Below are 21645 nucleotides of genomic sequence, written 5' to 3' on the forward strand. Positions count from 1 at the left end.
CGGGCCTTTTTACTGTCACGGCGTCGGGCGTCAGGCCTGGTTGGCCATGCCGCGCGCCGTCTCCTCGCCAGGCTTGCCGCTCAACAGCGCGCTGCTCGCGTACAGGGCCAGGCCCACGACACCCAGCGCCGCGGCCTCCGTCTGCGCCATGAAGGCCACGCCCATCCACGCCATCACACCGGTTCCCATCGCGAACGCCGCCGCCACCGCCCCCGCTGCCTTCCTCATCCGCTGGCTCCCTGTCTGCTGGGCCCACTGGCCCGTTGTGGAAACAAAACTCCTCCCGCTCAACAGACTTCAAACCGCGTGCCGAGCACCCACCGTGCGGATTGAGAACCCACATGCCCCGCGGTGGGAAATCGTCTTCCATCAACAGGGCCCGGACTGTCGAAAGGACCAGACTCCTACCCTGTCGGATGCCAGTAATTCTTCCCGACCCGCGCGACGCCACAACGTGGGCAGTTTCGTAACCCACGGCGATCCATGGGCTTTCCCTCACAGGGCTCAGTGGCACACCCGCTGCTATGGCAACCGCGCCGAGAGCGACGGTCACCGCGAGGTGCGGGACCTCGGACGACATCCGCAGCGAGACGAGGGAGAAGACGATGGGCAAGACGAGCGCGGGGTTCTGGACGGTGTTGGGGGTGATGCTGCTGGGCGGGTGCGCGCACCAGCCGGCGGTGAAGGTGGACAACTCCGAGCAGCCCTACCGCATCGGTCGTGAGGACGTGCTGGACATCGCGGTGTGGCGGGACGCGGAGCTGAGCCGCACCATTCCCGTCCGTCCGGATGGCTTCATCTCCATGCCGATGGTGGGCGAGGTGCAGGCGGCGGGCAAGACGCCCACGGAGCTGGCCGAGTCGCTGAAGCAGAGCTTCCAGTCGTATGTGCAGGAGCCCCGCGTGACGGTCATCGTCCGCGAGGTCAACAGCAGCCGCGTGTTCGTCACCGGCGAAGTCACGCACCCGGGTGCCTATCCGCTGCGCGGCCGCGTGTCGCTCATCCAGGCCATTGCCCTGGCGGGCGGCTTCACGGACTTCGCCAACTCGGACGGCATCGTGGTCATCCGCAGCGACGGCAACGGCGGGCAGATTCCGGTGCGCTACAGCGACCTCATCTCTCCGGACGGCGGTCAGGACGTCATCCTGCGTCCCGGCGACACCATCGTCGTGCCGTGAAGGGGCGTCGAGGGCAGTCGGGTGGCGGTGGGTCCATGGGTCGAGGGTGGCGTAGGCGAGGGAGGACGACGGTGAAGGGCGACTGGAAGAAGTGGTTGCTGACAGGCCTGATGCTCACCGCGCCGGCGGCATCCGCGGCGACCGTGTGGGAGCCTCGGCTGCGCATCTCCGCCGAGGAGCGCTACGACGACGACCTGCGCCTGGGCGGCCCGGATGCGACGGGCGGCCAGCTGATGACGAAGCTGTCGCCGCGCGTGGGCGTGCAGGGGCGCGACGGGCGGCTGGACCTCAACAGCTTCTATGCCGCGGACGTGCTGATGCGGCATGGCTCGGGCAAGGTGACGCTGGACCACCGGGGTGGGCTGGAGTTGCGCCACCTGCTGTCTCGCAGGCTGCGGGTGGACTCCAACGTGCGGGTCTTCCGCGTCACGGACCCCATGTCCCTGCCGCGTGACGGCCTGGCGCGCTCCACGTCGCCCACGTTCTACACCCAGGCCCGCGTGGGCCTGACGGGCCGCGCCACGGACCGCATGGACGTGCGCGTGGGCTACGGGCTGGAGGCGGTGCGCATCCTCGAGGATGGCCAGAAGGCGGGCTATGCGCATACGCCGTCGCTGGAGCTGATGTATCGCACCACGCGCCGGCTCACCCTGGGCATGGAGTACCGCTACCAGGGCTTCCTGTATGACAATGAATTGTCCCAGTCGCACGGCGTGGCGGGGACGCTGCGCTACCGGCTGACCCGCCCGACGACGTTCATCGCCCGGGCGGGCCCGGTGCGCTACCTGGCGCCGACGGGGCAGGAGGGCGGCTGGGTGCCTCGCGTCAACCTGGAGCTGGCGCGCGAGGGCGAGCTGTTCGACCTGGGAGTCGCGGTGGGACATGACCTGGTGGGCGCGAGCGGCTTCGCGAACGCCCTGTGGGCGGACTACGCGACGGTGTCGCTGGCGCGCAGGTTCAACCACCAGCTGTCGGCGTTCGGCGCGGCCAGCTTCTTCCGCAACGGGCGGGCGCCCGGGCGGGACTGGTCGACGTTCAGCAGCACCCCCCTGGTGTCGCAGGGGTACGCAGTTGGAGGCGGAGTGGAGTACCGCTTCAGCCGCCAGGTGGCGGCTCAGGGGGCGGTGGATCGGATTGCCCAGGTGGGCGTGGCGGACTCGGCGGGCGTGGCGGGCGACCTGACGCGCAACGTATTCGCGGTCCGTCTCATCGTGACGGCGTGGTGACAACACGTGAGTGGGTTGGAGGAGGAGCGAGTCATGGAGCGTGGGATGACGGCGGACCAGCTGCTGGCCTCACTGTGGCGCCGCAAGGCGTTGGTGGGAGCCATCGCGGCAGTGGTTTTCGCGGTGGGCGCGGCCATCGTGTTGACCCGGCCGAGCATGTACGAGGCGTCGGTGGTGGTCCGCGTGGAGCCGCAGCGGCCCGGTGAGGAGATGGTGCAGCGCACGGTGAGCGAGCTCATCGAGCAGCGGTTGCTCACCGTTCGACAGGAGCTGCTGGCACGGCCCGTGCTCCAGAAGGCCATCGAGGAGATGAACCTCTACCCGGACATCGTGTCCGAGAAGGGCATGGAGGCGGCCGTCGCGCAGATGCGCAAGGATTTGACGGTCCGCGTGGAGGGTGAGACGGCGTTCGAGCTCACCTATGCGAACCGCGACCCGCAGGTGGCGTCGCAGGTGGCCAACCGGCTGCCCACCATCTTCTCCGAGGAGACCCTGAAGCTGCGCCAGGCGCAGGCGGCGCGCGCCACGGACCTCTTCAACGAGGAGATGGTGCAGATGGGCAAGGCGGTGTCCAACTGGGAGCACAAGATTGCCCAGTTCAAGGTCGCCCACCTGGGCGAGCTGCCCGAGCAGATGGAGATGAACATGCGCGGGCTCGAGCGGGTGTCGCACGAGCTGCAGACCAAGTCGGAGGAGCTGCGCGTGGCGGAGGCGCGTCGCTCGGACCTGGCGCGGGCTCGCAACGCGGTGGACAGCGAGGCGGGGCGGCTGGAGGCGGCGGAGAGCGGGCTGACGCGGGCCCTGGTCAACGCTCGCACCACGTGGACGGAGGACCACCCTGAGATCAAGCGCATGTCGTCGGAGCTGGCCAGCATGACGGAGCGCCGCAAGGAGGCCGAGGGCCGGCTGTGGGCCGAGCGCGCCGAGCGCACCCGGGTGGCCAGCCTCATCGGCAGCATCCAGAAGGAGATCGTCGACCTGCAGGGCAAGGCGGAGGCCTACCAGGCGCGGCTGAACAACACCCCGAAGTGGGCGCACGAGCTGGCGGTGATGAACCGCGACTACGAAATCGCGCGCACCAAGTACCAGAGCGTGGTGAGCCGCAAGGTGGAGGCGGAGATCGCCCAGGAGCTGGAGGCCAAGAGCGCCAAGAGCCTGTTCAACGTCATCTCCCCGGCGGGGGTGCCGGTGACGCCCGCCCGGCCGGACAAGTTCGCGGGGATGGTGATGGTGCTGCTGGTGGCGCTCGGCCTGGGCGTGCTGGCGGGAGCGGTGCTGGAGATGCGGGATGACAGCCTGCGCGACGGGACGGAGGTGCGCCAGCGCCTGACCCTGCCGGTGCTGGCGGTGGTGCCGGACATGCAAGGCAAGACGGAGCGGCGGGTGCTGATGCCTTCGTCGGGGTCGCGCAACAACGTGTCGAACCCCACCTCGTTGAACTGACACCCACGGAAAGGACGGAAGACGGACATGGATCAGACGATGGAGCGGGCGGGAAACTTCCTCCCCCGGGTGGATGACAACGCGGCGAATCCGAACGCGGTGGACCGGCGGGTGGTGACGCTGACGGCGCCGGCCTCGGCGGCGGCGGAGCAGTACCGCAGCCTGTACTACCGGTTGGAGCGGATGCGGGAGCTGCGGCCGATGAAGGTCGTGGCGCTCACCTCGGCGATGCCGGGCGAGGGCAAGACGGTGACGAGCGTCAACCTGGCGATGGCGGCCGCCCGGGCGAACCCGGACCGGCGCATCCTCCTGGTGGACGCGGACCTCCGGCGCGGCGGGGTGGCGAACACGCTGGGGGTGCGCAACAAGACGGGCCTGGCGGAGCTGCTCACGGGCGAGGTGGAGGTGCGCGACGTGGTGCGCCGCTTCAACTCCACGCGCCTGGCGCTCATCCCCGCCGGCGCCACGCCGGAGGAGCCGTCGCAGGTGCTGGCGAGCCCTCGCATGAAGCAGTTCCTCAAGGCGGTGCGTGAGGGCTTCGACGAGGTGTACATCGACCTGCCGCCCACGCTGCCCTTCGCCGACGCGGCGATCCTGGGCCACCAGGTGGACGGCGTGCTGATGGTCATCCGCGCCAACGTGACGCCGGGCAAGACGGTGCACCAGGCGGTGGAGCAGCTGGCCGGCGCGCCCATCCTGGGCTGCGTCCTCAACGGCGCGGAGGTGCACGCGACGCCGTATCTGAAGAACTACGAGAAGCAGAAGTAGAGAGGCGGAAGACCCTCCGCCCCGGCTCCCGGTGACGGGGCAGGGGCGGAGGGCTTTGTCGGGGGGGCGGGTCGTCGTGAGTCGGGCGGGTTGGTCGGAGGGGCAAGTGCTCCGGGTCTTTCACCACTATTTTTCAGCCAAGAAGCTGACGTTTTTTCTCGCCGAGAGCTCGGCAATCGCATTGGCCTGCGTGATGGGCGCGGCGGCTTGTGCGGCACTCTTCGCGCCCGAGGGTACCCGGCCGCCGATGGCGGCGCTGTGGCCCACGTTGCTGGGGCTGGGCGCGGCCTTCGTCGTCACGTTCCAGTTCACGCTGTACCTGTTGGACCTGTACGACCTGCGCGTCGCCGCGGAGGACCGGGCGCGCGGCTACCGCTTCCTGAAGGCCGCGGGGGTCACCGCGATGGTGACGGGCGGGCTGATGCTGGTGGCCCCGCTGCTGTTCCCCGTGGCGCTGCCTCCTGGGGCGCTGCTGGGCGGGGCGATGGGCGCCCTGGCCGGCACGCTGGTGGTCCGGGTGTCCATCCGCGCGCTGGTCGGCGCGCCGGACTCGGTCCTCATCGTCGGTGATGGCCTCAAGGCCCGCGCGGTGGCGAGCGCCATCGAGGCGGGCGGCGAGGGCAGCTACCGCGTCATCGGCATGGTGGACCCGCGCTCCAGCCAGGAGCCGCTGGACCAGATGGCGGCCCGATTGGGCGCGGCATATGTCGTGCAGGCTGCTGACGACATGCGCGGGGCCAACTGGGTGGACTCACTGCTCATCTGCCGACTGCAGGGTCGTCGCGTGTACGACGCGACGGGGTTCTGCGAGCGCGTGCTGCGGCGGATTCCCGTGCAGTTCCTCCGGGCGAGCGACTTCGCCTTCGCGGACGAGCTCACCGTGTCGCCGCTGCGCCGGGCCTTCAAGCGGGCCTTCGACCTGGCGGTGGCGTCGCTGCTGCTCACGCTGTCGGCACCGTTCCTGCTTCTGGTGGCGGTGGCCATCAAGCTGGACTCGAAGGGCCCGGTGTTCTACCGGCAGGAGCGCACGGGCCTGGGCGGCGCGACGTACTACTTGTGGAAGTTCCGCAGCATGCGGACGGACGCGGAGAAGAACGGCGCGGTGTGGGCTCGGGCGAACGATGACCGTGTCACGCGGGTGGGCAAGTTCATCCGCCGCACGCGAATCGACGAGATTCCGCAGGTGTTCAACGTGCTGATGGGGGAGATGAGCTTCGTGGGTCCGCGGCCTGAGCGGCCCGTGTTCGTCGAGCAGCTCAAGCAGCAGATTCCCTTCTACGGGCTGCGTGAGGCGGTGAAGCCGGGCCTGACGGGCTGGGCCCAGATTCGCTACCCCTACGGGGCTTCGGTGGAGGACGCGCGCAACAAGCTGGAGTTCGACCTGTACTACGTGAAGAACGGCAGTTTGTTCCTCGATGTGGGAATCATCTTCCACACCGTGAGACATGTTCTTCTCGGTCGTGGAGCTCGGTAGGTACACCTCCCGCGGGCCCTCCTCCTCGTGAAGGGGAGGGGGCCCTAGGGGACCCGCCAGGGGTGGCGGGTCGGGCGTCGTGGATGGGGGTTGGGACATGGTGGGGATGGACATGGATTCGCCGCTCCCGGAGTCGTGGGAGGAAGCGCGTGCCCGTCGGGAGCGCGAGCGGGAGCGGGAGACGGAGCGCAACGAGCTGTTGCAGTCCCAGGTGGACCGGCCCACGCGCATCGTCGCCATCGGCGGCGGCACGGGGCTGCCCATGGTGCTCCGGGGCCTGGCGCGGCGCGCGACGCCGAAGGCGGGAGATCCGGGCGTGGACATCACCGCGGTGGTGGCCATGAGCGACGACGGTGGCAGCTCCGGGCGCCTGCGCCGGCTGCACGGCGCGCTGCCGCCCGGTGACATCCGCAACTGCCTGGTGGCGCTCGCCGGCGGCAAGAGCGCGCTCAAGGACGTGTTCCAGTTCCGCTTCGGCGGGGCGCGCGGCCTGGCCGGGCACGCGGTGGGCAACCTGCTCATCGCCGCGCTCGCGGAGCTGAAGGGCGACTTCCTGGAGGCGGTGCGCATGTCCGGGGAGCTGCTCGGCGCGCGGGGCAACGTGCTGCCGTGCACGCTGGCCTCGGTGCAGCTGGTGGCGCAGATGCACGACGACACGGAAGTGGTCGGCGAGCGCAACATCTGCCGGGCCCAGGGCCGGGTGCGCAAGGTGTCCCTGAGCCCGCGCTCTCCGCCGCCGGTGGACGGCCTCCTGGAGGCCATCTACGCCGCGGACCTGGTGGTGATTGGCCCGGGCTCGCTGTACTCGAGCCTGCTGCCCAACCTGCTGGTGGACGGCGTGGCCCAGGCGCTGAAGGAGACGCGCGCGCTGAAGGTCATGGTGGCCAACCTGATGACGCAGCCGGGTGAGACGGACGGCATGTCCTGCCTGGACCACGTGCAGGCGGTGCGCGAGCACGTGGGGCCGGTGCTGGACGCGGTGCTCGTCAATGGCACGGAGCCCTCGCCGGAGGCCATGCGGCGCTACGGGCGGCGCGGCTCGTTCACGGTGAACGTGGACACGCGCGAGCTCATCGCCGCGGGCGTGGTGCCGGTGCGGGCGGACCTCCTGAAGGAGGGGTCCAGGATCCGACACGACAGCCGCAAGGTCGCCGCCTGCCTGCTGAAGATGGCGCGCAGCGGCTTGTAGCCGAGCAACCCCATCACCACCTTGGGCGCCCGAACATGGAAGCAACCCTGAGCAGTCCCGGGCCGCGTGTCGTCGAAGTCGATGACCGCGCGGCCTTCATGGCCCTGGAGTCGGAGTGGAACGCGCTCGTCGAGGCCACGACGGACGAGCTGTTCTACCGCCACGAGTTCATCCGCATCTGGCTGGACAACTTCGCGCCGGGGGCGCGGCTGCGCGTGCTGACGCTGCGAAACAGCGAAGGCCAGCTCTCCGCCGCGCTGCCCCTGTGGGAGGAGCGCACCAACCTGTACGGCGTGCCGGTGCGCCAGCTCTCCGCGGCGGCGAACACGCACTCCTGCCGGTTCGACCTGCTGGCCCGCGAGCCGGACGCGGCCGCGGCGATGTTCCTGTCCCATCTGCGTCAGCAGGGGGGGTGGGACGTGCTGCGGTTGACGGACGTGCCGGATGGCGGCGCGGCGTGGCGGCTGCACGCGGCGGCGCAGGCGGCCCGCATGCCGGTGGGCGCGTGGGAGTCGCTCCAGTCGCCGTACATCCCGCTGCCGGGCACGCGCGAGAAGTTCCAGGCGTCGCTCCAGTCCAAGTTCAAGGCGAACTGCAGGCGGCGTCGCCGCAAGCTCGAGGAGAAGGGGAAGGTCACCTTCGAGCGGGTGGACGGTGGCCCGGGCCTGGAGGGCACGCTGGAGGAGGGCTTCCTGCTGGAGCAGAGCGGCTGGAAGGGCGAGCGCGGCACGGCCATGGCGCAGGACACGGCGACGCGGGGCTTCTACACGGAGCTGGCGCGCGACGCGGCCTACCGGGGGAAGCTGGCGCTGTACTTCCTGCGGCTGGACGGACGGCCCGTGGCCTTCCACTACGGCCTGGAGCACGGCGGGCGCTACTTCCTGCTCAAGCCCGGCTACGACGAGCAGCTTCGCGAGTGCAGCCCCGGCCAGCTCCTGATGGAGGAGGTGGTGGGGACGTGCATCGACCGGAAGCTCGGCGAGTTCGACTTCCTGGGGCCGGACATGGTGTGGAAGCGCGACTGGACGGACCAGGTCCGGCGCCACACGTGGCTCTACATCTTCAATGACTCCGCCTTCGGCCGGGCGCTGTGCGCGGCGAAGTTCCGGTGGACCCCCGCGGTGAAAGAGGTGGTGGCGAAATGGAAGCGATGACTCCCTCGGGCCGGCTGTTCGTTCCGTCGCTGCCCACGCTGTGGCCCCACATGCTGGTGTCCAAGCCGAGGCCCGGCTCGCTTCCGCCGTTCTCCTCGCCCAACGTCCGCTACTTCTACTTCGCCCGCAACGCGGTGTGGTTGACGGTGAAGATGCTGGGGTTGGACAACGGCGAGGTGCTGATGCCCTCCTACCACCACGGCGTGGAGGTGGAGGCGCTGGTGGACGCGGGCGCGACGCCGCGCTTCTACCGCGTGGGCAGCCGCTGGGACGTGGACCTGGAGGACGTGGCCCGGCGCATCACCCCGAAGACGAAGGCGCTGTACCTGACGCACTACGCGGGCTTCCCGGGACCGGCCGCTGAGATGCGCAAGCTGGCCGACCAGCACGGGCTGGTGCTCATCGAGGACTGCGCGCTGTCCTTGCTCTCGTCCGACGGCGCGGTGCCGCTGGGGACGACGGGCGACGTGGGCATCTTCTGTCTGTACAAGACGCTGCCGGTGCCCAACGGGGGCGCGCTGGTGGTGAACGGGCCGCGCTCGTACAGCCTGCCGGAGCCTCCGGCGCCGCCGTCCGCGTCGACGTTCAGCCACACGGTGTCCGCGCTGTTGCAGAACCTGGAGCTGCGCGGCGGCGCGGTGGGCCGCGGCCTGCGCGGGCTGGTGCGCACGGTGGGGCACGGCACGGTGAAGGCGGCGAGCATCGAGCGGGTGGCCACGGGCACGCAGCACTTCGACCGCAAGCACGTGGACCTGGGCATGAGCCCGCTGACCAAGCGCATTGCCTTGGCGCAGGACCTGGAGTCCATCGTCGAGAAGCGCCGTCGCAACTACTTCTACCTGCTGGGCCGGCTGCGCGACGTGTCGACGCCGCTGTTCAACCAGCTGCCGGCGGGGACCTGCCCGCTGTTCTACCCGATGGTGGTGCAGGAGAAGGCGGAGGTGCTGGCGCGGCTGAGGGCGAAGGGCATCGACGCCATCGACTTCTGGAAGCGCTTCCATCCTGCGTGTGACGCGGGGGCCTTCCCGGAGGTGGCGCAGCTGCGGCGCAGCATCGTGGAGATTCCGTGCCACCAGGACCTGTCGCCGGAGGTCATGGCGGACGTGGCGTCGGTGGTGCGCGACGCGGTGCGGTCGGAGAATCGGTCGAAGAAGCGCGCGGGTTGAGCCGGACGGTGGGTTGGGAGGGGCGTGAAGCCCCCTCCGAGGAGGCGGGGCGGTGATTCGCGAGGACGAGCTGAGGCAGGGGCCCAAGGCCGCGCGGCGGCTGGACGTGAGCGCCGTGGGCAGTCTGTCCGCGCTGGCGGGGATGAGGGCCGAGTGGGACGCGCTGCTGGATGCCAGTGACGCGGGCCCCTTCAATGCGTGGGAGTGGCTGTATCCGTGGTGTCGGCGCATCGCGCCCCAGCGGCGCCCGCTGGTGCTCACCGCGCGCGACGCGGCGGGCACGCTGGTGGGACTGTTGCCGCTGGGCCTGGAGACGCGCCGCGTGGCGGGCGTGCCGGTGCGCCGCCTGGGCTTCCTGGGCGAGACGCACGTGGGCAGCGACTACCTGGACGTGGTGGCGCGGCGCGGGCTGGAGCGCGACGTGGCGGAGTCCTTCGCGCGGATGCTGGTGGCGCTGCGCGAGGAGTGGGATGTGCTGGACCTGACGGACCTGCGAGAGGACTCCGTCACGGTGGACGTGCTGCGCGAGGTGTTCCGCGGGCACGACGTGCGGCTGTCGGAGCGGTACGTGTGTCCCTACGACGTGTTGGACCCGCGCGAGCCGTTCGACGCGTTCCTCAAGCGCACGGGCCGGCGCGACAACTACCTGCGCCGGCGCAAGTGGCTGGAGAAGCAGGAGGGCTACCGCATCGAGCGCACGGAGGCGCCGGGCGAGCTGGCCGGGCCGATGACGGACTTCTTCCGGCTGCACTCGGCCCGGTGGGCGGAGGACGGCGGCTCGCAGGGCATCAAGGGCACGGGCGTGGAGGCCTTCCACCGTGACGCCACGCAGTGGCTGGCGGAGCGCGGCCGGCTGTGGCTCTACACGATGAAGGTGGGCGGCAAGGCCGTGGCGTCCGTGTACGGCATCGTCCACGGCCACCGCTTCGTCTACTTCCAGTCGGGCTACGACCCTGAGTGGCGCAACCGCAGCGTGGGCCTGGTGCTGGTGGGGGAGAGCTTCAAGGACGCGCTGGCGGCGGGGCTCACGGAGTACGACTTCCTGCGCGGCACGGAGACGTACAAGTCCGACTGGGTGTCGAAGCAGCGGCGCACGGTGTCGGTGCGCGTGCACTCGGGCACGAAGGCGGGGCAGTGGTACTCGCGCGCGGAGGAGCTGGCGCGCAAGGCGCGCAACGCCGCCAAGCAGGTGCTGCCGGGCACGTGGGTGGAGAAGGTCCGCCGGCTGCGTCGGCGCCGCGCGGCGGTGCACTGAAGACAGCGTCGGGTCGGCGCCCCGGAGTGAAGCGGGGCGCCGAGGGGGGCGACTAGTTACAGTAGAAGTTGAGCGTCTGCGAGTAGCGGCCCGACAGGGTGCCGAACTCGGTCAGCGTGCCGTCGCAGTCACAGTACTCGCGACCCACCTCGACGCCGTTCACCGTCCAGTAGCGGTTGAAGGAGCGACGCCCGTCGCAGGCCCAGATGAGGCCCTGCTCGCTCGACTTGAGCGTCTCCGTCTCGGACGGCGGCTGCTGCTCCGGGGCACCACCACAACCACTCAGGACCAACGCGACGACACAGGCCAGCTTCGCGGAGTACTTGAACATGTCGAGCTCCCTACCAACGACGGGGGGACGGCGAGACATGTCTACCATGGAGATGACATCAGACCCGGATAAACTGTAGTGACTGTGTTGCGTGAGCCGTGTCTCAGGGCACGTTGGCGATGTCGGCCCGGAGCTGGGCGATGGCGGGCCCGAGTTGGGGCGGCTGCATGTTGCGCGGCACCTCGACGGAGAAGCGCTCGAAGTGCTCCAAGGCCTTCTGCTTGTCGTCGCGGCGCAGGGCCAGGCTGCCCAGGAAGATGAGGGCCTCCTGCGCGTCGGGCCAGGTGTTGACCAGCTCGGTCAGCTCGGCCTCGGCGCCCTGGAGGTCGCCCTGGGTGGCGCGCAGCACGCCGCGGTGCACGCGCAGCTCGACGTGGAACGGGTCCACCGCGAGCCCCTTGGCCGTCACCTGCGCGGCCTCCTCGAACTGCTGGCGGCGGATGAGCTCGTGGCTGAGCATGGACGCGGCGTCCAGGTCGCCGGGGTTGGACTCCAGCCGCGCGCGGGCCTGGGCGAGCTCCGGGTCCTGTGACTCTCCCATGCCGCCCTGCTGCGCCTGCTGACCGGCCGCGGCGCCTGGGGGCATGCGGCCGGTGGCCTCCTGGCCGTCGACGCGGGTCTGCTGCTCGGAGACGAGCAGGTAGCCCAGGCCGCCGAAGAACAGGACGATGCCGGCGCCCCACAGCGCGCCGGACAGCTGGGGGTTGCGCGCGGACCAACCGGTGGGCGCGGGCAGCTCGCGGGCGCGGGGGCGGCCGTCGCCGCTGGAGGTGGCCTTGCGCTTGAGGTGCTCGTCCTTGGCGCGCAGGGCGCCGGCGGCCTCGCGCTCCAGGCGGGACTTCTCCGTGGCGTACTGCTCGGGGGCCAGGTTGTGCTTGTCGGCCTCCAGCGCGCGGAGCTGGTCGATGAGGGACTGGGCGCGCTGGCTCAAGTCGTCGAGCACGCCGTCCTTGGACGGCTCGGGCGGGGTGGCGGCGATGGCGCCCCGGCTGCGCATGTAGAGCAGCCACGCGGCGGCGGCGACGAAGGCCACGGAGAGGACGATGATTCCGGGCAACCAGTTCGTAGGCTGAGGCTGCATGGCTTAGCGCTCCAGCTCCCGGCGCACGGCCTGGAGGTAGGGGTCGGCGTCATCCGCCGCGGAAGGGGGGCCGCCCGGCGCGGCGGGGGCGGAAGGCGAGGTGGCCTGGGCGGTGGGCTCCAGGGCGGGGCCCTGCTGCAGCTGTCTCCAGATGACGAAGCCGCCCACGACGAGCAGCGCGACGGGGCCCAGCCAGACGAACCAGTTGAAGCCCTCGGCCTTGGGCTCCAGGAGGACCCACTCGCCGTAGCGCGACACGAAGAACTCGACCACCTCCTGGTCGCTCTTCCCCTCGGAGACGAGCTCCCGGACCATGTCCAGCTGCGCGCGGGCCATGGAAGACGGGCTGTCGGAGATGGAGAGGCCCTGGCACACCGCGCAACGCAGCGTCTTGCCGAGCTTCTGGACGCGCTCCTCCAGGGCCGGGGCGAGAGGCTCGCTCGCGGCCTGCTGGGGCGCGAACTGGCCGGTGACGAGGCCGAAGGCGAGGGTCAGGGACAGCAGGGCGGCGGTCATCGGAACTCCCGGAAGCCGTCTTAACTAGCGCTACCGCCCGGTGTTGGACAGCGAAACCTGAGCGCCGGGCGCCTGCCCCGCTTCCCGGACTGTAGGTGGGCATCCGTCACGGCCCGTGCCGGCGCGGGCCCGGGCGAGGCACGGCCGCGACGCAATGGTTGGTCGCCCGGTTCGTTCCCGGTGGAGCATGGGACGCCGCCGGGCCGGCTCGGATGGAGCGGGGCGATTCAACTTCCTTGGAGAGCGGAATGAAGCTGGCTTGGATGGATGCGGGTGTCGCGGTGGGCCTGGGGTTCTTGTTGGCGGTCTCCCCGGCGGACGCGGCAAGCCGCAAGGACAAGGAGGCGATGGAGCGGCTGGCGGCGAGGTACCACGCGCTCAACCAGTTCAACGGGAGCCTGCTGGTCGCGGACGAGACGGGCATCGTCCTCAAGAAGGGCTACGGCCAGGCGAACATGGAGTGGGGGATTCCCGCGGGGCCCGACACGAAGTTCCGCATCGGCTCCATCACCAAGCAGTTCACCGCCACGCTCATCCTGCAGCTCGTGGGTGAGGGCAAGGTGGGCCTGGAGGACCCGGTGACGAAGCACCTGACGGACTACCGTCAGGACACGGGCTCACGCGTCACGGTGACGCACCTGTTGAACCACACCTCCGGCATCCCCAGCTACACGTCGAACCCGAAGTTCGGCGACGTGGCCAGAGACCCCTTCACCGTCGACGCGTTCGTGAAGGAGCACTGCTCCGGAGACCTCCAGTTCGAGCCGGGGACGAAGTACGCGTACAACAACTCGGGCTACTTCCTCCTGGGCGCCATCATCGAGAAGGTGACGGGCAAGACGTACGCGCAGGTGCTGGAGGAGCGCATCTTCAAGCCGGCGGGCATGAAGAACACGGGCTACGACGTGTCCGCGACGGTGCTGCCCAAGCGCGCGTCGGGGTACGACTTCAAGTCGGGCCAGTACGTCAACGCGGACTACCTGGACATGGGGTTGCCGTACGCGGCGGGCTCCATCTACTCGACGGTGGAGGACCTGTACCTGTGGGACAAGGCGCTGCAGGGCACCTCCCTGTTGTCGGAGGAGCTGAAGAAGAAGATGACGACGCCGGGCCTGGACCAGTACGGCTTCGGGGTGTCGCTGGAGCCGTTCAGGCTGGATGACGGCAAGACGAAGCTGACGGCCGTCTACCATGGGGGGGGCATCAACGGGTTCAGCGCCTTCTTCGTGCGGGTCCCGGAGAAGAAGCAGGTCGTCGTCGCGCTCTCCAACGTGGGACGCGGCGCCAGCCCCCGGCCGCTGTCCGCCGGCGTGCTGAGCATCCTGAACGGCGTCGCGCCGAAGCAGCCGCTCAAGTCCATCGCCGACGAGGTCTCTCGCATCCTGGCCACGGGCACCGCGCAGCAGGCGCTCGCCACGTACCAGCAGCTCAAGGGCAGCAAGGCGGGCGCCGAGTACTTCTTCGGCGCGGGCGAGCTCAACCGCGTCGGGTATGACCTGTTGCGCGGGGGCCGCGTGCCGGAGGCGATTGAAGTCTTCAAGGCCAACGTGGAGCAGTTCCCCGAGGACGGGAATGTCCACGACAGCCTGGGCGAGGCGTACCTGGCCCAGGGGAACAAGGCCCTGGCGAAGGCGAGCTATCGCCGCTCGCTGGAGTTGGATCCGTCCAACACGAACGCGGAGAAGGTGCTCAAGGAGATGGACGCGCCCGAGGCGAAGAAGGCCCCCTGAGTCGCGCGGCAGCTTCATCGGGCTCGCGTGATGACACGCCACGCGAGCCTTTGACGTGTCTGGCTCCAGGGCGGACACGTCAGGATGGTCGGACTTCGCGTGGCGCGCGGGGGCTGACAAGCTCAGCGCTTCGCCACCAGCCGGTTCTCGCGTCCGCGCTCCTCGTAGTCGGGCCAGCCGAAGTGGCCCTCGGACTCCTCGACTCCGAGCTCCGCGGTGTCCGATGCGCGCAGGGCCTCGAGCTGGCCGCTGTCGCGCAGCTCGAGCAGCATCGCGACGAGCATCTTCCCGAGGTGCTCCTCCAGTCGCGCATGCGCCTCGGGGGTGCCCCACGTCCCATCCTCGCGGGCCGCGAGCTTCACGCCGTCGAGGCCCACCAGCGCCGGCTTGTGCTCCTTCACGTCCGGCCAGCGGGGGACGAGCAGCTCCGCGAAGTCGTCATGGGTCATGCCTTCGCCCGGCTCGGACTCCGGGTTCAGGTCGAAGCCCACGTTCAGCGCCCCATTGTCGGTGGAGTACCGCAGCGCCAGCCGCTGGACGGGCCGCGGGTCCTTGTGGCTCCGCGCGAAGTCCTTCACCGCCTTGGCCAGGAACCTCGAGACGCGCGCCTGCTCCTTGCCCAGGTCCAGCGGGGCGACCTTCTTCTTCGGCGGAAGCTCGACGTAGTACGACGCGCGGAAGGCGCCCTCGGTGCCCTCCCACGGCGCCAGCGCGATGAACGCCTCCGTCTGGTGGCCCTTGTCGCTCTTCAACACCAGGTCACACCAGTACGTGGGTTGCGGGTGCAGGCGCGTGGTGCGGAAGATGGACCACTTCGGCTGTACGAAGGGCTTCAGCTTCGCGCTCGCGACCCGGTAGCCGCTCGTGCCGAGCCCGCGGATGAAGCTGTCGTTCTGCTTGGGCGGGCCTGACCCCGGGAAGTCGGGATGCTCGTGGGCCCGCAGGGCGGCCCAGTCCCGCGCATCGAACAGCTCACGCCAGCGGTCCACGAAGGCGACCGCGCCAGGGGGGAGGGGAGGAGAGGACGACATGCCTCCGCTCTACCTCAACGGCCGCGAGGCTTGGGCTCCTCCTCGTCGTCCGGGCCCATGTCATCCGGGTTTCCCTCGTCGTCCGGGCCCATGTCATCCGGGTTTCCCTCGTCGTCCGGATACATGTCATCGGGGTTCGGGTCCTCGACACGCTCCGTCTCGTCGAGGCCGTCGTCATACGCGGGCGCGGGGACCAGCGCATCCCTTGACTCCCGCAGCTGACGGACCACCTGGACGCCCATGGCCGCCAGGCCCACGACGAAGATGAGCGGCCCGGGTGACAGCTTCAGGTGCAACAGCGCCCACAAGAGCCCCACGCCCAGCACGCCCACTGGCGCGAAGCGCGTCCACGCGGGGCGGGACACCTCGGGCCTCAGCGCGAGCAGCGCCAGCACCGACAAGAGCAAGAGCTCCACCAGCACCGCGCCGGACAAATCCCAGCCCGTCAGGGTGATGGTGCCCGCGTTCGCGGAGTACAGGACGTCATCCGCGGCCCGCTGCGCGCCGATGACCCGCAGCTCCGGCGGACCCGAGGGCACGGGCGCGTCCGGCACCTCCGGCAGCGTGCTGAGCGTGGCCCACGGCGCGAACAGCGTCAGCAAGGCCAGTCCCACGCCGCCGAGCGTGAGCACCGACGGCATCACCAGCAGCTGGCGCAGGTCGAACCAGCGCGCGAGCACGCCGTCGGGGCCGGCAATCACCTTCCGCCACTGGTCATGGATGATGAGCCCGGAGGCCAGCAGCCACAGCACGGGCATCACGCCCATCCCGAGCATGCGGAAGCTCAGCGCCGCCAGCAGCGCGCAGAAGGCCGCGGGAATCTCCGGGCGGTAGAGCACCTCCGGCAGGAGCTTCGTGACGCCCTGGGCCTCGCCCGCGAGCCTCAGCTCCCGCGCCAGCGTCAGCACCGCGCCCACCACCGCGAGCAGCGCGCCCACCACGCCCACGCCATCGAAGGAGGGGAGGATGGAGAGCGCCAGCGCGAACGACAGCACCGCGAGCCCCACGATGCTCTGCGAGTGCGCCGGCACGCTCGCCAGCCACCTGGGGCCGTCGTAGCCGGGGCGCGACTGGCCCGGGTCCGTGTCCTCCGCGGTGTCGCGGCTGCCCGCGGGCACGTAGGCGGCGCCCTGGCTGTGGGCCTCCGCCTCGTCGAGGATCTCCGCCGCGTAGGACGGCTCCTCCATGGCCCGTCGCGTGGAGTTCGTCCGCAGCGCGGGGCGCGAGCCCGTCAGCCCCTGGGGGCTCTCCGGCATCTTGCCGCCGCAGTTCTCGCAGTACTTCAGCCGCGCGTTCGAGGACTCACCGCACTCCGGGCACCGCATGAACCCACCTTGCTGTGCGGAGGGCGGGGGGAGCCCTCACGGTCAACGCAAGTCGTGGAATAACACGAGGTTTTCACCGGAAGCGAGAGGCCCCAGGTGAAGCGCGGGTGACGGTTGCAGCTCCTACGGACGCTGGGCCTCGGCGGCGGACGGGCTCGCCGTGGTCAGCTCGCGGATGCGCCGGGTGAGCGACTCCGGGTCGATGGGCCCCACGTGCTTGCCACGGATGGTGCCCGCCGGGTCGATGAAGTACGTCTCCGGCACCCCCGCCACGCCGTAGCTCACCGCCATGCGCGAGCGCGGGTCGATGAGCTGCGGGAAGCTGTACCCCTGGCGCCGCAGGAAGGCGCGGGCGTTGTCCTCGGAGTCCTCGAACACCACGCCCAGGAACACCGCCTGCGAGCCGTACTCGCGCTGGCCCCACTCGAGCACCGGGTGCTCGTACTGGCACGGCCCGCACCACGACGCCCAGAAGTTGATGACCACCGGGCGGCCCTTCAGGTCCGCCAGGCTCACCTTCTCGCCGGTGTCCAACGAGCGCAGCACGAAGTCCGGCGCGGGCTTGCCCGTCAGCATGAAGGGCACCTCGTGCGGGTTTCGCCCGAAGCCCTTGTAGAGCACCGTGAGCAGCGCCACGGAGAGGACGACGAAGCCCAGCGTGTAGCGCCAGCGCTTCATGCCGCCCCCCGTTCCGCGTCACCCCCGGCGAGGCTCGCGCCCACCTCCGCGCTCGACAGCGCCACCGCCGCCTTGCGCCGCGGCCAGATGGCGATGAGCGTGCCCAGCACCAGCAGCGGGATGCTCCACCAGATCCACCCCACGAGCGGGAAGACCCAGACGTTGAAGCTCGCGTTGCCGGCCTGCTCGGAGAACGCCATCAGCGAGACGTAGAAGTCCTCGCCGGCCGTCTCGCGCACCGCGGGCGTGCCGATGGGGTCCGTGCTCCGCTCGTAGTAGTTGAGCCGGGGCTTCATCTCCGTGACCTTGCCGCCCGGCGTCGTCACCTCCACGCGCGCGGCGACGAAGGTGCGGTGCGGCTCCTCGCCGCTCATCAGCCCCAGGTACTTCAGCTGGTAGCCGTCGAGCTGCATCGTCTGGCCCTTCTTCAGCGTGCCGGACGTGTGCTTGACGTACGCGGACGACGCGGCCACCGCGACGATGATGAGGACGATGCCCAGGTGCACCACGTAGCCGCCGAAGCGGCGCTGCGCCTTGGTGGCGCTGGTGACGAGCGCGGTGAGCAGGCCCTCCTTGCGCTCCGACATGCGCACGCGCACCGGCGCCACCAGCTCGCGCACCGTGATGACGGTGACGAAGCCCGCGAGCCCGAAGGTGAGCAGCGGGTAGACGCCGCGCAGCCCCACCGCGAAGCACACCGCGGTGACGATGAGCCCCACCACGGCGGGGATGATGAACTGCCGACGCAGCGTGGCCTTGTCCGGCGTGCCCCACGGCAGCACCGGGCCCACGCCCATCAGGAACAGCACCGCGATGCCGCCCGGCACCGCCATCTTGTTGAAGTACGGCTCACCCACGCTGACGCGCACGCCGCGCACCGCCTCGGACACCAGCGGATAGAGCGTGCCCAGCAACACGGTGAAGGTAATGGCCACGAACACCAGGTTGTTGACCAGGATGCTCGCCTCGCGTGACACCAGCGAGCTCATCCGGCCCTCCGGCACCAGCAGCGGCCCGCGCACCGCCAGCAGGCCGATGCACAGCACCAGCAGCACGCCCAGGAACACCAGGAACGTGGGGCCGATGTCCGACTGGGTGAAGGAGTGCACCGAGTTGAAGATGCCCGAGCGCGTCATGAACGTGCCCAGGATCGTCAGCACGAAGGACGCCAGCGCGAGCGACAGCGTCCACAGCTTCAGCATCCGCTTGCGCTCCTGCACCATCGTCGAGTGCATGAACGCGGTGGCCGTCAGCCACGGCAGGAAGCTGGCGTTCTCCACCGGGTCCCACGCCCAGTAGCCGCCCCAGCCGAGCACGGCGTAGGCCCACCACGCGCCGAGGATGATGCCGATGGACAGGAACAGCCAGGCGACCAGCGTCCAGCGCCGCAGGGGCGCCATCCACGCCTCGCCAATCTCCCCGCGCAAAAGCCCCGCCACCGCCACGCCGAACGGCACCGTCATGCCCACGTAGCCCAGGTAGAGGAAGGGCGGGTGGATGACCATCAGGATGTGGTTCTGCAGCAGGGGATTGGGCCCCGGGCCGTCCGGCGGCACCGGCGACACGGCGCCCCAGGGGTTGGCGGGGCCGGCGATGAGGAACGTGAAGAACACGCCCACCGCCAGCATCGTGCCCAGCGCCAGCGACATGTAGCGCGCGTGCTCGCGGCGGTGCAGCCACGCGAAGGCCGCCACGTACGCGCCCATGATGAAGCCCCAGAAGAGGATGGACCCCTCCAGCGCGCTCCACAGCGACACCACCGTGTAGAGCAGCGGCGTGTCCCGGCTGCCCACCTGCGCCACGTACTTCACGCTGAAGTCGTGCGAGACGAGCGCGTACACCATCACCAGGTTCGCGGCGATCATGCAGCCGGCGAAGCCCCACACCGCGCGCATCACCCACGGGAAGCCCGCCTCGCTGCGGCGCAGCCCCGTGACCAGGCCGACCAGCGCGCCGAAGGTCGCGAACGCGAGCCCTCCGAGCACCAGTCCGTATCCAAGCGAGCCGTTCACCGCGCCTCCGCTCCGGGCGTCGCGCTCGCCGTCGTCGAGCTGTCCGACAGCGTCTCACGCCACTTGTTCGGGTCCTCGCCCTCCTTGGGGGCGCGGTACTCGTTCGAGTGGTTCACCATCAGCCGGTTGGAGCTGAACACGCCGGAGGCGTCGTACGTGCCCTCCACCACGACGCCAATCTTGTCGCGGAACATCTGCGGCGGCGTCTCCGTGGAGCGCACCAGCACGCTGGCGGCGCCCTCCGTCACGTCGTTGGCGACGCGGAAGTGCAGGGTGGTGTGCTCGGCGTTCCACTGGATGCTGCCCGGCTGCACCACGCCGCCCAGGCGGATGGTGGCCGTGTAGGCCTTGTCCCCCTGGGCCAGCATCTCCGACGGGCTCCAGTAGTAGACGAGGTTCTCACCGATGTTGCCGAAGGCGACGAAGCCCAGGCCAGCTCCCGCGACGAGCAGGGCTCCCAGGGCGAAGATCCGATTACGGGCGACAGGCGTCATGACCACTTACTCCTTCGCGTCCTGCGAGGCCTGGGGCCGGCGCAGCCAGAGGGACAGCGAGTAAAGCACGAGCGCTGCCACGGTGATGCCGTAGCAGGCCCAGACATAGCCCCAGCCCCCCTGGATGCGGCCACTTCCCACCTGGCCCGCGGCCTGGGCGAGGACTCCCAGCGTCGTCAGCGTCGTCATGGTCAGGCCACCTTCGGGGTGTTGTGGACATCCGGCGCGCCCGCACCGGGCAGCGCGTCCGGCAGGGCCACCTCCGCCCGGCGCTCGGCCAGGGCGATGCGGTAGCGCTGGATGAGCAGGGCGATGGTGACCAGCAGCATGCCGATGGCCGCCACCCGCAGGGGCAGCACCATCTGCGGATCCACCGTCTTCGGGCTCGACTGCACCTGGTGCAGGCTTCTCCACCAGCGCACCGAGAACCAGACGATGGGCAGGTTGATGGCGCCAAGAATCGCCACCACCGCGCTCCACGTCGCGCGCTTGTCGGGGTCCTCCACGAAGCGCCGCAGCACCAGGTAGCCGGTGTACGTCACCAGCATGATGGCCTCCGACGTCAGGCGAGGGTCCCACGACCAGTAGACGCCCCACGTCGGGCGGCCCCAGATGGCCCCGGTCACCATGCCCAGCGCGCCCAGCACCAGCCCCACCTCGGCCGCCGACTCCGCCAGCGAGTCCAGCTTCCAGCCCGGCTTCGACTTGAGCAGGTGCGACACCGCCATCACGAAGTTCAGGAACATGGCCAGCATGGCCATCCACTGGAGTGGGACGTGCACATACATGATGCGCTGCACGTCACCCATCTCCCGGTCCGGAGGTGCCCACGCCAGGCCCAACCACCAGCCCGCCGCGAGCACGCCCAGGCCCACCACCGGGAGGCCCCACTTGATGAGCTTGTTCATCCGTCAGTCCTCGATGATGCGAGGGAAGAGCATGAAGCCCACGCCCCAGTAAATCAGATTGAAACCGAGCAAAAGCCCCAGCCATGAGCCCAACTGATTCATGGGGTCTCCCTGCAATACGAGGGTGGTCGCCTTGGCCGCGGACAGCAGGGCAGGGATGACCAGCGGGAACAATAGCAGAGGCAGGAGCACATCCCTTGCCCGGGCATTGCTGGAAATCGCGGCGTACACCGTCCCCGGTGCGCTGAGGGCCAGGCTGCCGAGCAGCAGGACACTGCCCAGGTCCACCGCGCCCATGACCACCCGCACGCCGTACAGGGCGACCATGACGGGCAACAGCAGGATGCCCAGCGCGACGAGGAGCAGCGCGTTGCCCAGGGCCTTGGACAGGTAGATGGCGCGGGGGTCCGCGGGGGCCAGCCGCACGCCGTCCATGCAGGCGTTCTCGGACTCGACGCGGAAGGACTCGCCCAGGGCGAGCACGCTGGCGAAGAGGATGGCCAGCCAGAAGTAGCCGCCGGCGTTCTTCTCCAACAGGCGCGTGTCCGGACCCAGCGCGAAGGAGAACATCAGCAGGGTGGCCAGCGCGAAGAAGACGATGGCGTTGAGGCGCGCGCGGGTGCGCCACTCGATGAGCAGGTCCTTGCGCAGCAGGGCCAGCGTGGCGCCCATGAGGCCGAGGGGCC

22 protein-coding genes are annotated in these 21645 nt (G+C 70.0%); 10 read left to right on the forward strand and 12 right to left on the reverse strand.

What is annotated here, in order from left to right:
• Nucleotides 1-30: 30 nt before the first annotated feature.
• On the reverse strand, nt 31-228 hold the full coding sequence (locus tag VZQ01_RS37855; protein WP_046714359.1) for a hypothetical protein: 198 nt from the start codon (nt 226-228) through the stop codon (nt 31-33).
• A 377-nt stretch (nt 229-605) separates the two neighbouring features.
• Here VZQ01_RS37855 and VZQ01_RS37860 point away from each other — a divergent pair, with 377 nt between their 5' ends.
• The 9 genes from VZQ01_RS37860 to VZQ01_RS37900 all read left to right on the forward strand — a co-directional run bounded on the left by VZQ01_RS37860 (nt 606) and on the right by VZQ01_RS37900 (nt 10853).
• Nucleotides 606-1178: a polysaccharide biosynthesis/export family protein gene (locus VZQ01_RS37860; protein WP_141326037.1), complete on the forward strand. Its 573-nt coding sequence runs from the start codon at nt 606-608 to the stop codon at nt 1176-1178.
• Between the two features lie 71 nt (nt 1179-1249).
• Nucleotides 1250-2404, forward strand: a complete 1155-nt coding sequence (locus VZQ01_RS37865) for a hypothetical protein (RefSeq protein ID WP_223747692.1) — start codon at nt 1250-1252, stop codon at nt 2402-2404.
• A 33-nt stretch (nt 2405-2437) separates the two neighbouring features.
• Entirely contained in the window at nt 2438-3847 is a 1410-nt protein-coding gene (locus VZQ01_RS37870) for a GumC family protein (protein WP_426746086.1), read from the forward strand.
• 27 nt (nt 3848-3874) lie between these two features.
• A complete protein-coding gene (locus VZQ01_RS37875) occupies nt 3875-4615 on the forward strand; it encodes a CpsD/CapB family tyrosine-protein kinase (protein WP_141326040.1) in 741 nt (246 codons plus the stop codon).
• A 106-nt stretch (nt 4616-4721) separates the two neighbouring features.
• Nucleotides 4722-6089, forward strand: a complete 1368-nt coding sequence (exoE, locus tag VZQ01_RS37880; protein ID WP_141333477.1) for a polyisoprenyl-phosphate hexose-1-phosphate transferase ExoE — start codon at nt 4722-4724, stop codon at nt 6087-6089.
• A 97-nt stretch (nt 6090-6186) separates the two neighbouring features.
• Complete coding sequence (locus tag VZQ01_RS37885) at nt 6187-7278, forward strand: gluconeogenesis factor YvcK family protein (RefSeq protein ID WP_141332910.1); 1092 nt, start codon at nt 6187-6189, stop codon at nt 7276-7278.
• A gap of 35 nt (nt 7279-7313) precedes the next feature.
• Nucleotides 7314-8432 carry a GNAT family N-acetyltransferase gene (locus VZQ01_RS37890; protein WP_046714354.1) on the forward strand — a complete coding sequence of 373 codons (1119 nt, stop codon included), beginning with the start codon at nt 7314-7316 and terminating at the stop codon, nt 8430-8432.
• Nucleotides 8429-9598, forward strand: coding sequence for a DegT/DnrJ/EryC1/StrS family aminotransferase (locus VZQ01_RS37895; RefSeq protein WP_223747742.1), 1170 nt, complete (start codon nt 8429-8431; stop codon nt 9596-9598). The genes VZQ01_RS37890 and VZQ01_RS37895 overlap by 4 nt, the downstream gene beginning before the upstream one ends.
• 52 nt (nt 9599-9650) lie before the next feature.
• Entirely contained in the window at nt 9651-10853 is a 1203-nt protein-coding gene (locus tag VZQ01_RS37900; RefSeq protein WP_223747695.1) for a GNAT family N-acetyltransferase, read from the forward strand.
• A 52-nt stretch (nt 10854-10905) separates the two neighbouring features.
• On the opposite strand, the gene VZQ01_RS37905 is transcribed toward VZQ01_RS37900, so the two are convergent.
• The 3 genes from VZQ01_RS37905 to VZQ01_RS37915 all read right to left on the reverse strand — a co-directional run bounded on the left by VZQ01_RS37905 (nt 10906) and on the right by VZQ01_RS37915 (nt 12781).
• Entirely contained in the window at nt 10906-11184 is a 279-nt protein-coding gene (locus VZQ01_RS37905) for a hypothetical protein (protein ID WP_426746087.1), read from the reverse strand.
• A gap of 103 nt (nt 11185-11287) precedes the next feature.
• Nucleotides 11288-12265 carry a tetratricopeptide repeat protein gene (locus VZQ01_RS37910; RefSeq protein ID WP_223747697.1) on the reverse strand — a complete coding sequence of 326 codons (978 nt, stop codon included), beginning with the start codon at nt 12263-12265 and terminating at the stop codon, nt 11288-11290.
• A gap of 3 nt (nt 12266-12268) precedes the next feature.
• Complete coding sequence (locus VZQ01_RS37915; protein WP_223747698.1) at nt 12269-12781, reverse strand: cytochrome c-type biogenesis protein; 513 nt, start codon at nt 12779-12781, stop codon at nt 12269-12271.
• 248 nt (nt 12782-13029) lie between these two features.
• On the opposite strand from VZQ01_RS37915, the gene VZQ01_RS37920 reads away from it, so the two are divergent.
• Nucleotides 13030-14511, forward strand: a complete 1482-nt coding sequence (locus tag VZQ01_RS37920) for a serine hydrolase (protein WP_223785197.1) — start codon at nt 13030-13032, stop codon at nt 14509-14511.
• A 122-nt stretch (nt 14512-14633) separates the two neighbouring features.
• Here the strand turns inward: VZQ01_RS37920 and VZQ01_RS37925 are convergent, their stop codons facing one another.
• The 8 genes from VZQ01_RS37925 to VZQ01_RS37960 all read right to left on the reverse strand — a co-directional run bounded on the left by VZQ01_RS37925 (nt 14634) and on the right by VZQ01_RS37960 (nt 21631).
• Entirely contained in the window at nt 14634-15542 is a 909-nt protein-coding gene (locus tag VZQ01_RS37925; protein WP_426746088.1) for a hypothetical protein, read from the reverse strand.
• Between the two features lie 14 nt (nt 15543-15556).
• A complete protein-coding gene (locus VZQ01_RS37930; RefSeq protein ID WP_223747701.1) occupies nt 15557-16867 on the reverse strand; it encodes a zinc ribbon domain-containing protein in 1311 nt (436 codons plus the stop codon).
• A gap of 123 nt (nt 16868-16990) precedes the next feature.
• The gene (locus tag VZQ01_RS37935) at nt 16991-17545 is read right to left on the reverse strand and encodes a TlpA family protein disulfide reductase (RefSeq protein WP_223747702.1); all 555 of its coding nucleotides are present in this window, start codon (nt 17543-17545) and stop codon (nt 16991-16993) included.
• Nucleotides 17542-19557 carry a heme lyase CcmF/NrfE family subunit gene (locus VZQ01_RS37940; protein ID WP_223747703.1) on the reverse strand — a complete coding sequence of 672 codons (2016 nt, stop codon included), beginning with the start codon at nt 19555-19557 and terminating at the stop codon, nt 17542-17544. The genes VZQ01_RS37935 and VZQ01_RS37940 overlap by 4 nt, the downstream gene beginning before the upstream one ends.
• The gene (locus VZQ01_RS37945) at nt 19554-20051 is read right to left on the reverse strand and encodes a cytochrome c maturation protein CcmE (RefSeq protein ID WP_267700642.1); all 498 of its coding nucleotides are present in this window, start codon (nt 20049-20051) and stop codon (nt 19554-19556) included. Before VZQ01_RS37945 ends, VZQ01_RS37940 begins: the two co-directional genes overlap by 4 nt.
• Nucleotides 20052-20057: 6 nt before the next feature.
• Complete coding sequence (locus tag VZQ01_RS37950) at nt 20058-20240, reverse strand: heme exporter protein CcmD (RefSeq protein ID WP_141331425.1); 183 nt, start codon at nt 20238-20240, stop codon at nt 20058-20060.
• Nucleotides 20241-20242: 2 nt separating this feature from the next.
• Nucleotides 20243-20959: a cytochrome c biogenesis protein CcsA gene (gene ccsA / locus VZQ01_RS37955; protein WP_223747705.1), complete on the reverse strand. Its 717-nt coding sequence runs from the start codon at nt 20957-20959 to the stop codon at nt 20243-20245.
• Nucleotides 20960-20962: 3 nt separating this feature from the next.
• Nucleotides 20963-21631, reverse strand: coding sequence for a heme exporter protein CcmB (locus VZQ01_RS37960; protein WP_141331437.1), 669 nt, complete (start codon nt 21629-21631; stop codon nt 20963-20965).
• Between the last annotated feature and the right edge of the window lie 14 nt (nt 21632-21645).

The sequence above is a fragment of the Myxococcus faecalis genome, from assembly GCF_050039385.1.
Classification (GTDB): Bacteria; Myxococcota; Myxococcia; order Myxococcales; family Myxococcaceae; genus Myxococcus; species Myxococcus fulvus.

Bases quoted from the DNA above. Each gene is read 5' to 3' on its own strand.
- VZQ01_RS37960 (WP_141331437.1), bottom strand. From the start codon at position 21,631: ATGGGCGCCACGCTGGCCCTGCTGCGCAAGGACCTGCTCATCGAGTGG.
- VZQ01_RS37950 (WP_141331425.1), bottom strand. From the start codon at position 20,240: ATGACGACGCTGACGACGCTGGGAGTCCTCGCCCAGGCCGCGGGCCAG.
- VZQ01_RS37875 (WP_141326040.1), top strand. From the start codon at position 3,875: ATGGATCAGACGATGGAGCGGGCGGGAAACTTCCTCCCCCGGGTGGAT.
- VZQ01_RS37930 (WP_223747701.1), bottom strand. From the start codon at position 16,867: ATGCGGTGCCCGGAGTGCGGTGAGTCCTCGAACGCGCGGCTGAAGTAC.
- VZQ01_RS37885 (WP_141332910.1), top strand. From the start codon at position 6,187: ATGGTGGGGATGGACATGGATTCGCCGCTCCCGGAGTCGTGGGAGGAA.
- VZQ01_RS37925 (WP_426746088.1), bottom strand. From the start codon at position 15,542: ATGTCGTCCTCTCCTCCCCTCCCCCCTGGCGCGGTCGCCTTCGTGGAC.
- VZQ01_RS37895 (WP_223747742.1), top strand. From the start codon at position 8,429: ATGACTCCCTCGGGCCGGCTGTTCGTTCCGTCGCTGCCCACGCTGTGG.
- VZQ01_RS37860 (WP_141326037.1), top strand. From the start codon at position 606: ATGGGCAAGACGAGCGCGGGGTTCTGGACGGTGTTGGGGGTGATGCTG.
- VZQ01_RS37910 (WP_223747697.1), bottom strand. From the start codon at position 12,265: ATGCAGCCTCAGCCTACGAACTGGTTGCCCGGAATCATCGTCCTCTCC.
- VZQ01_RS37890 (WP_046714354.1), top strand. From the start codon at position 7,314: ATGGAAGCAACCCTGAGCAGTCCCGGGCCGCGTGTCGTCGAAGTCGAT.
- VZQ01_RS37855 (WP_046714359.1), bottom strand. From the start codon at position 228: ATGAGGAAGGCAGCGGGGGCGGTGGCGGCGGCGTTCGCGATGGGAACC.
- VZQ01_RS37945 (WP_267700642.1), bottom strand. From the start codon at position 20,051: ATGACGCCTGTCGCCCGTAATCGGATCTTCGCCCTGGGAGCCCTGCTC.
- VZQ01_RS37905 (WP_426746087.1), bottom strand. From the start codon at position 11,184: ATGTTCAAGTACTCCGCGAAGCTGGCCTGTGTCGTCGCGTTGGTCCTG.
- ccsA (WP_223747705.1), bottom strand. From the start codon at position 20,959: ATGAACAAGCTCATCAAGTGGGGCCTCCCGGTGGTGGGCCTGGGCGTG.
- VZQ01_RS37920 (WP_223785197.1), top strand. From the start codon at position 13,030: ATGAAGCTGGCTTGGATGGATGCGGGTGTCGCGGTGGGCCTGGGGTTC.
- VZQ01_RS37935 (WP_223747702.1), bottom strand. From the start codon at position 17,545: ATGAAGCGCTGGCGCTACACGCTGGGCTTCGTCGTCCTCTCCGTGGCG.
- VZQ01_RS37870 (WP_426746086.1), top strand. From the start codon at position 2,438: ATGGAGCGTGGGATGACGGCGGACCAGCTGCTGGCCTCACTGTGGCGC.
- VZQ01_RS37915 (WP_223747698.1), bottom strand. From the start codon at position 12,781: ATGACCGCCGCCCTGCTGTCCCTGACCCTCGCCTTCGGCCTCGTCACC.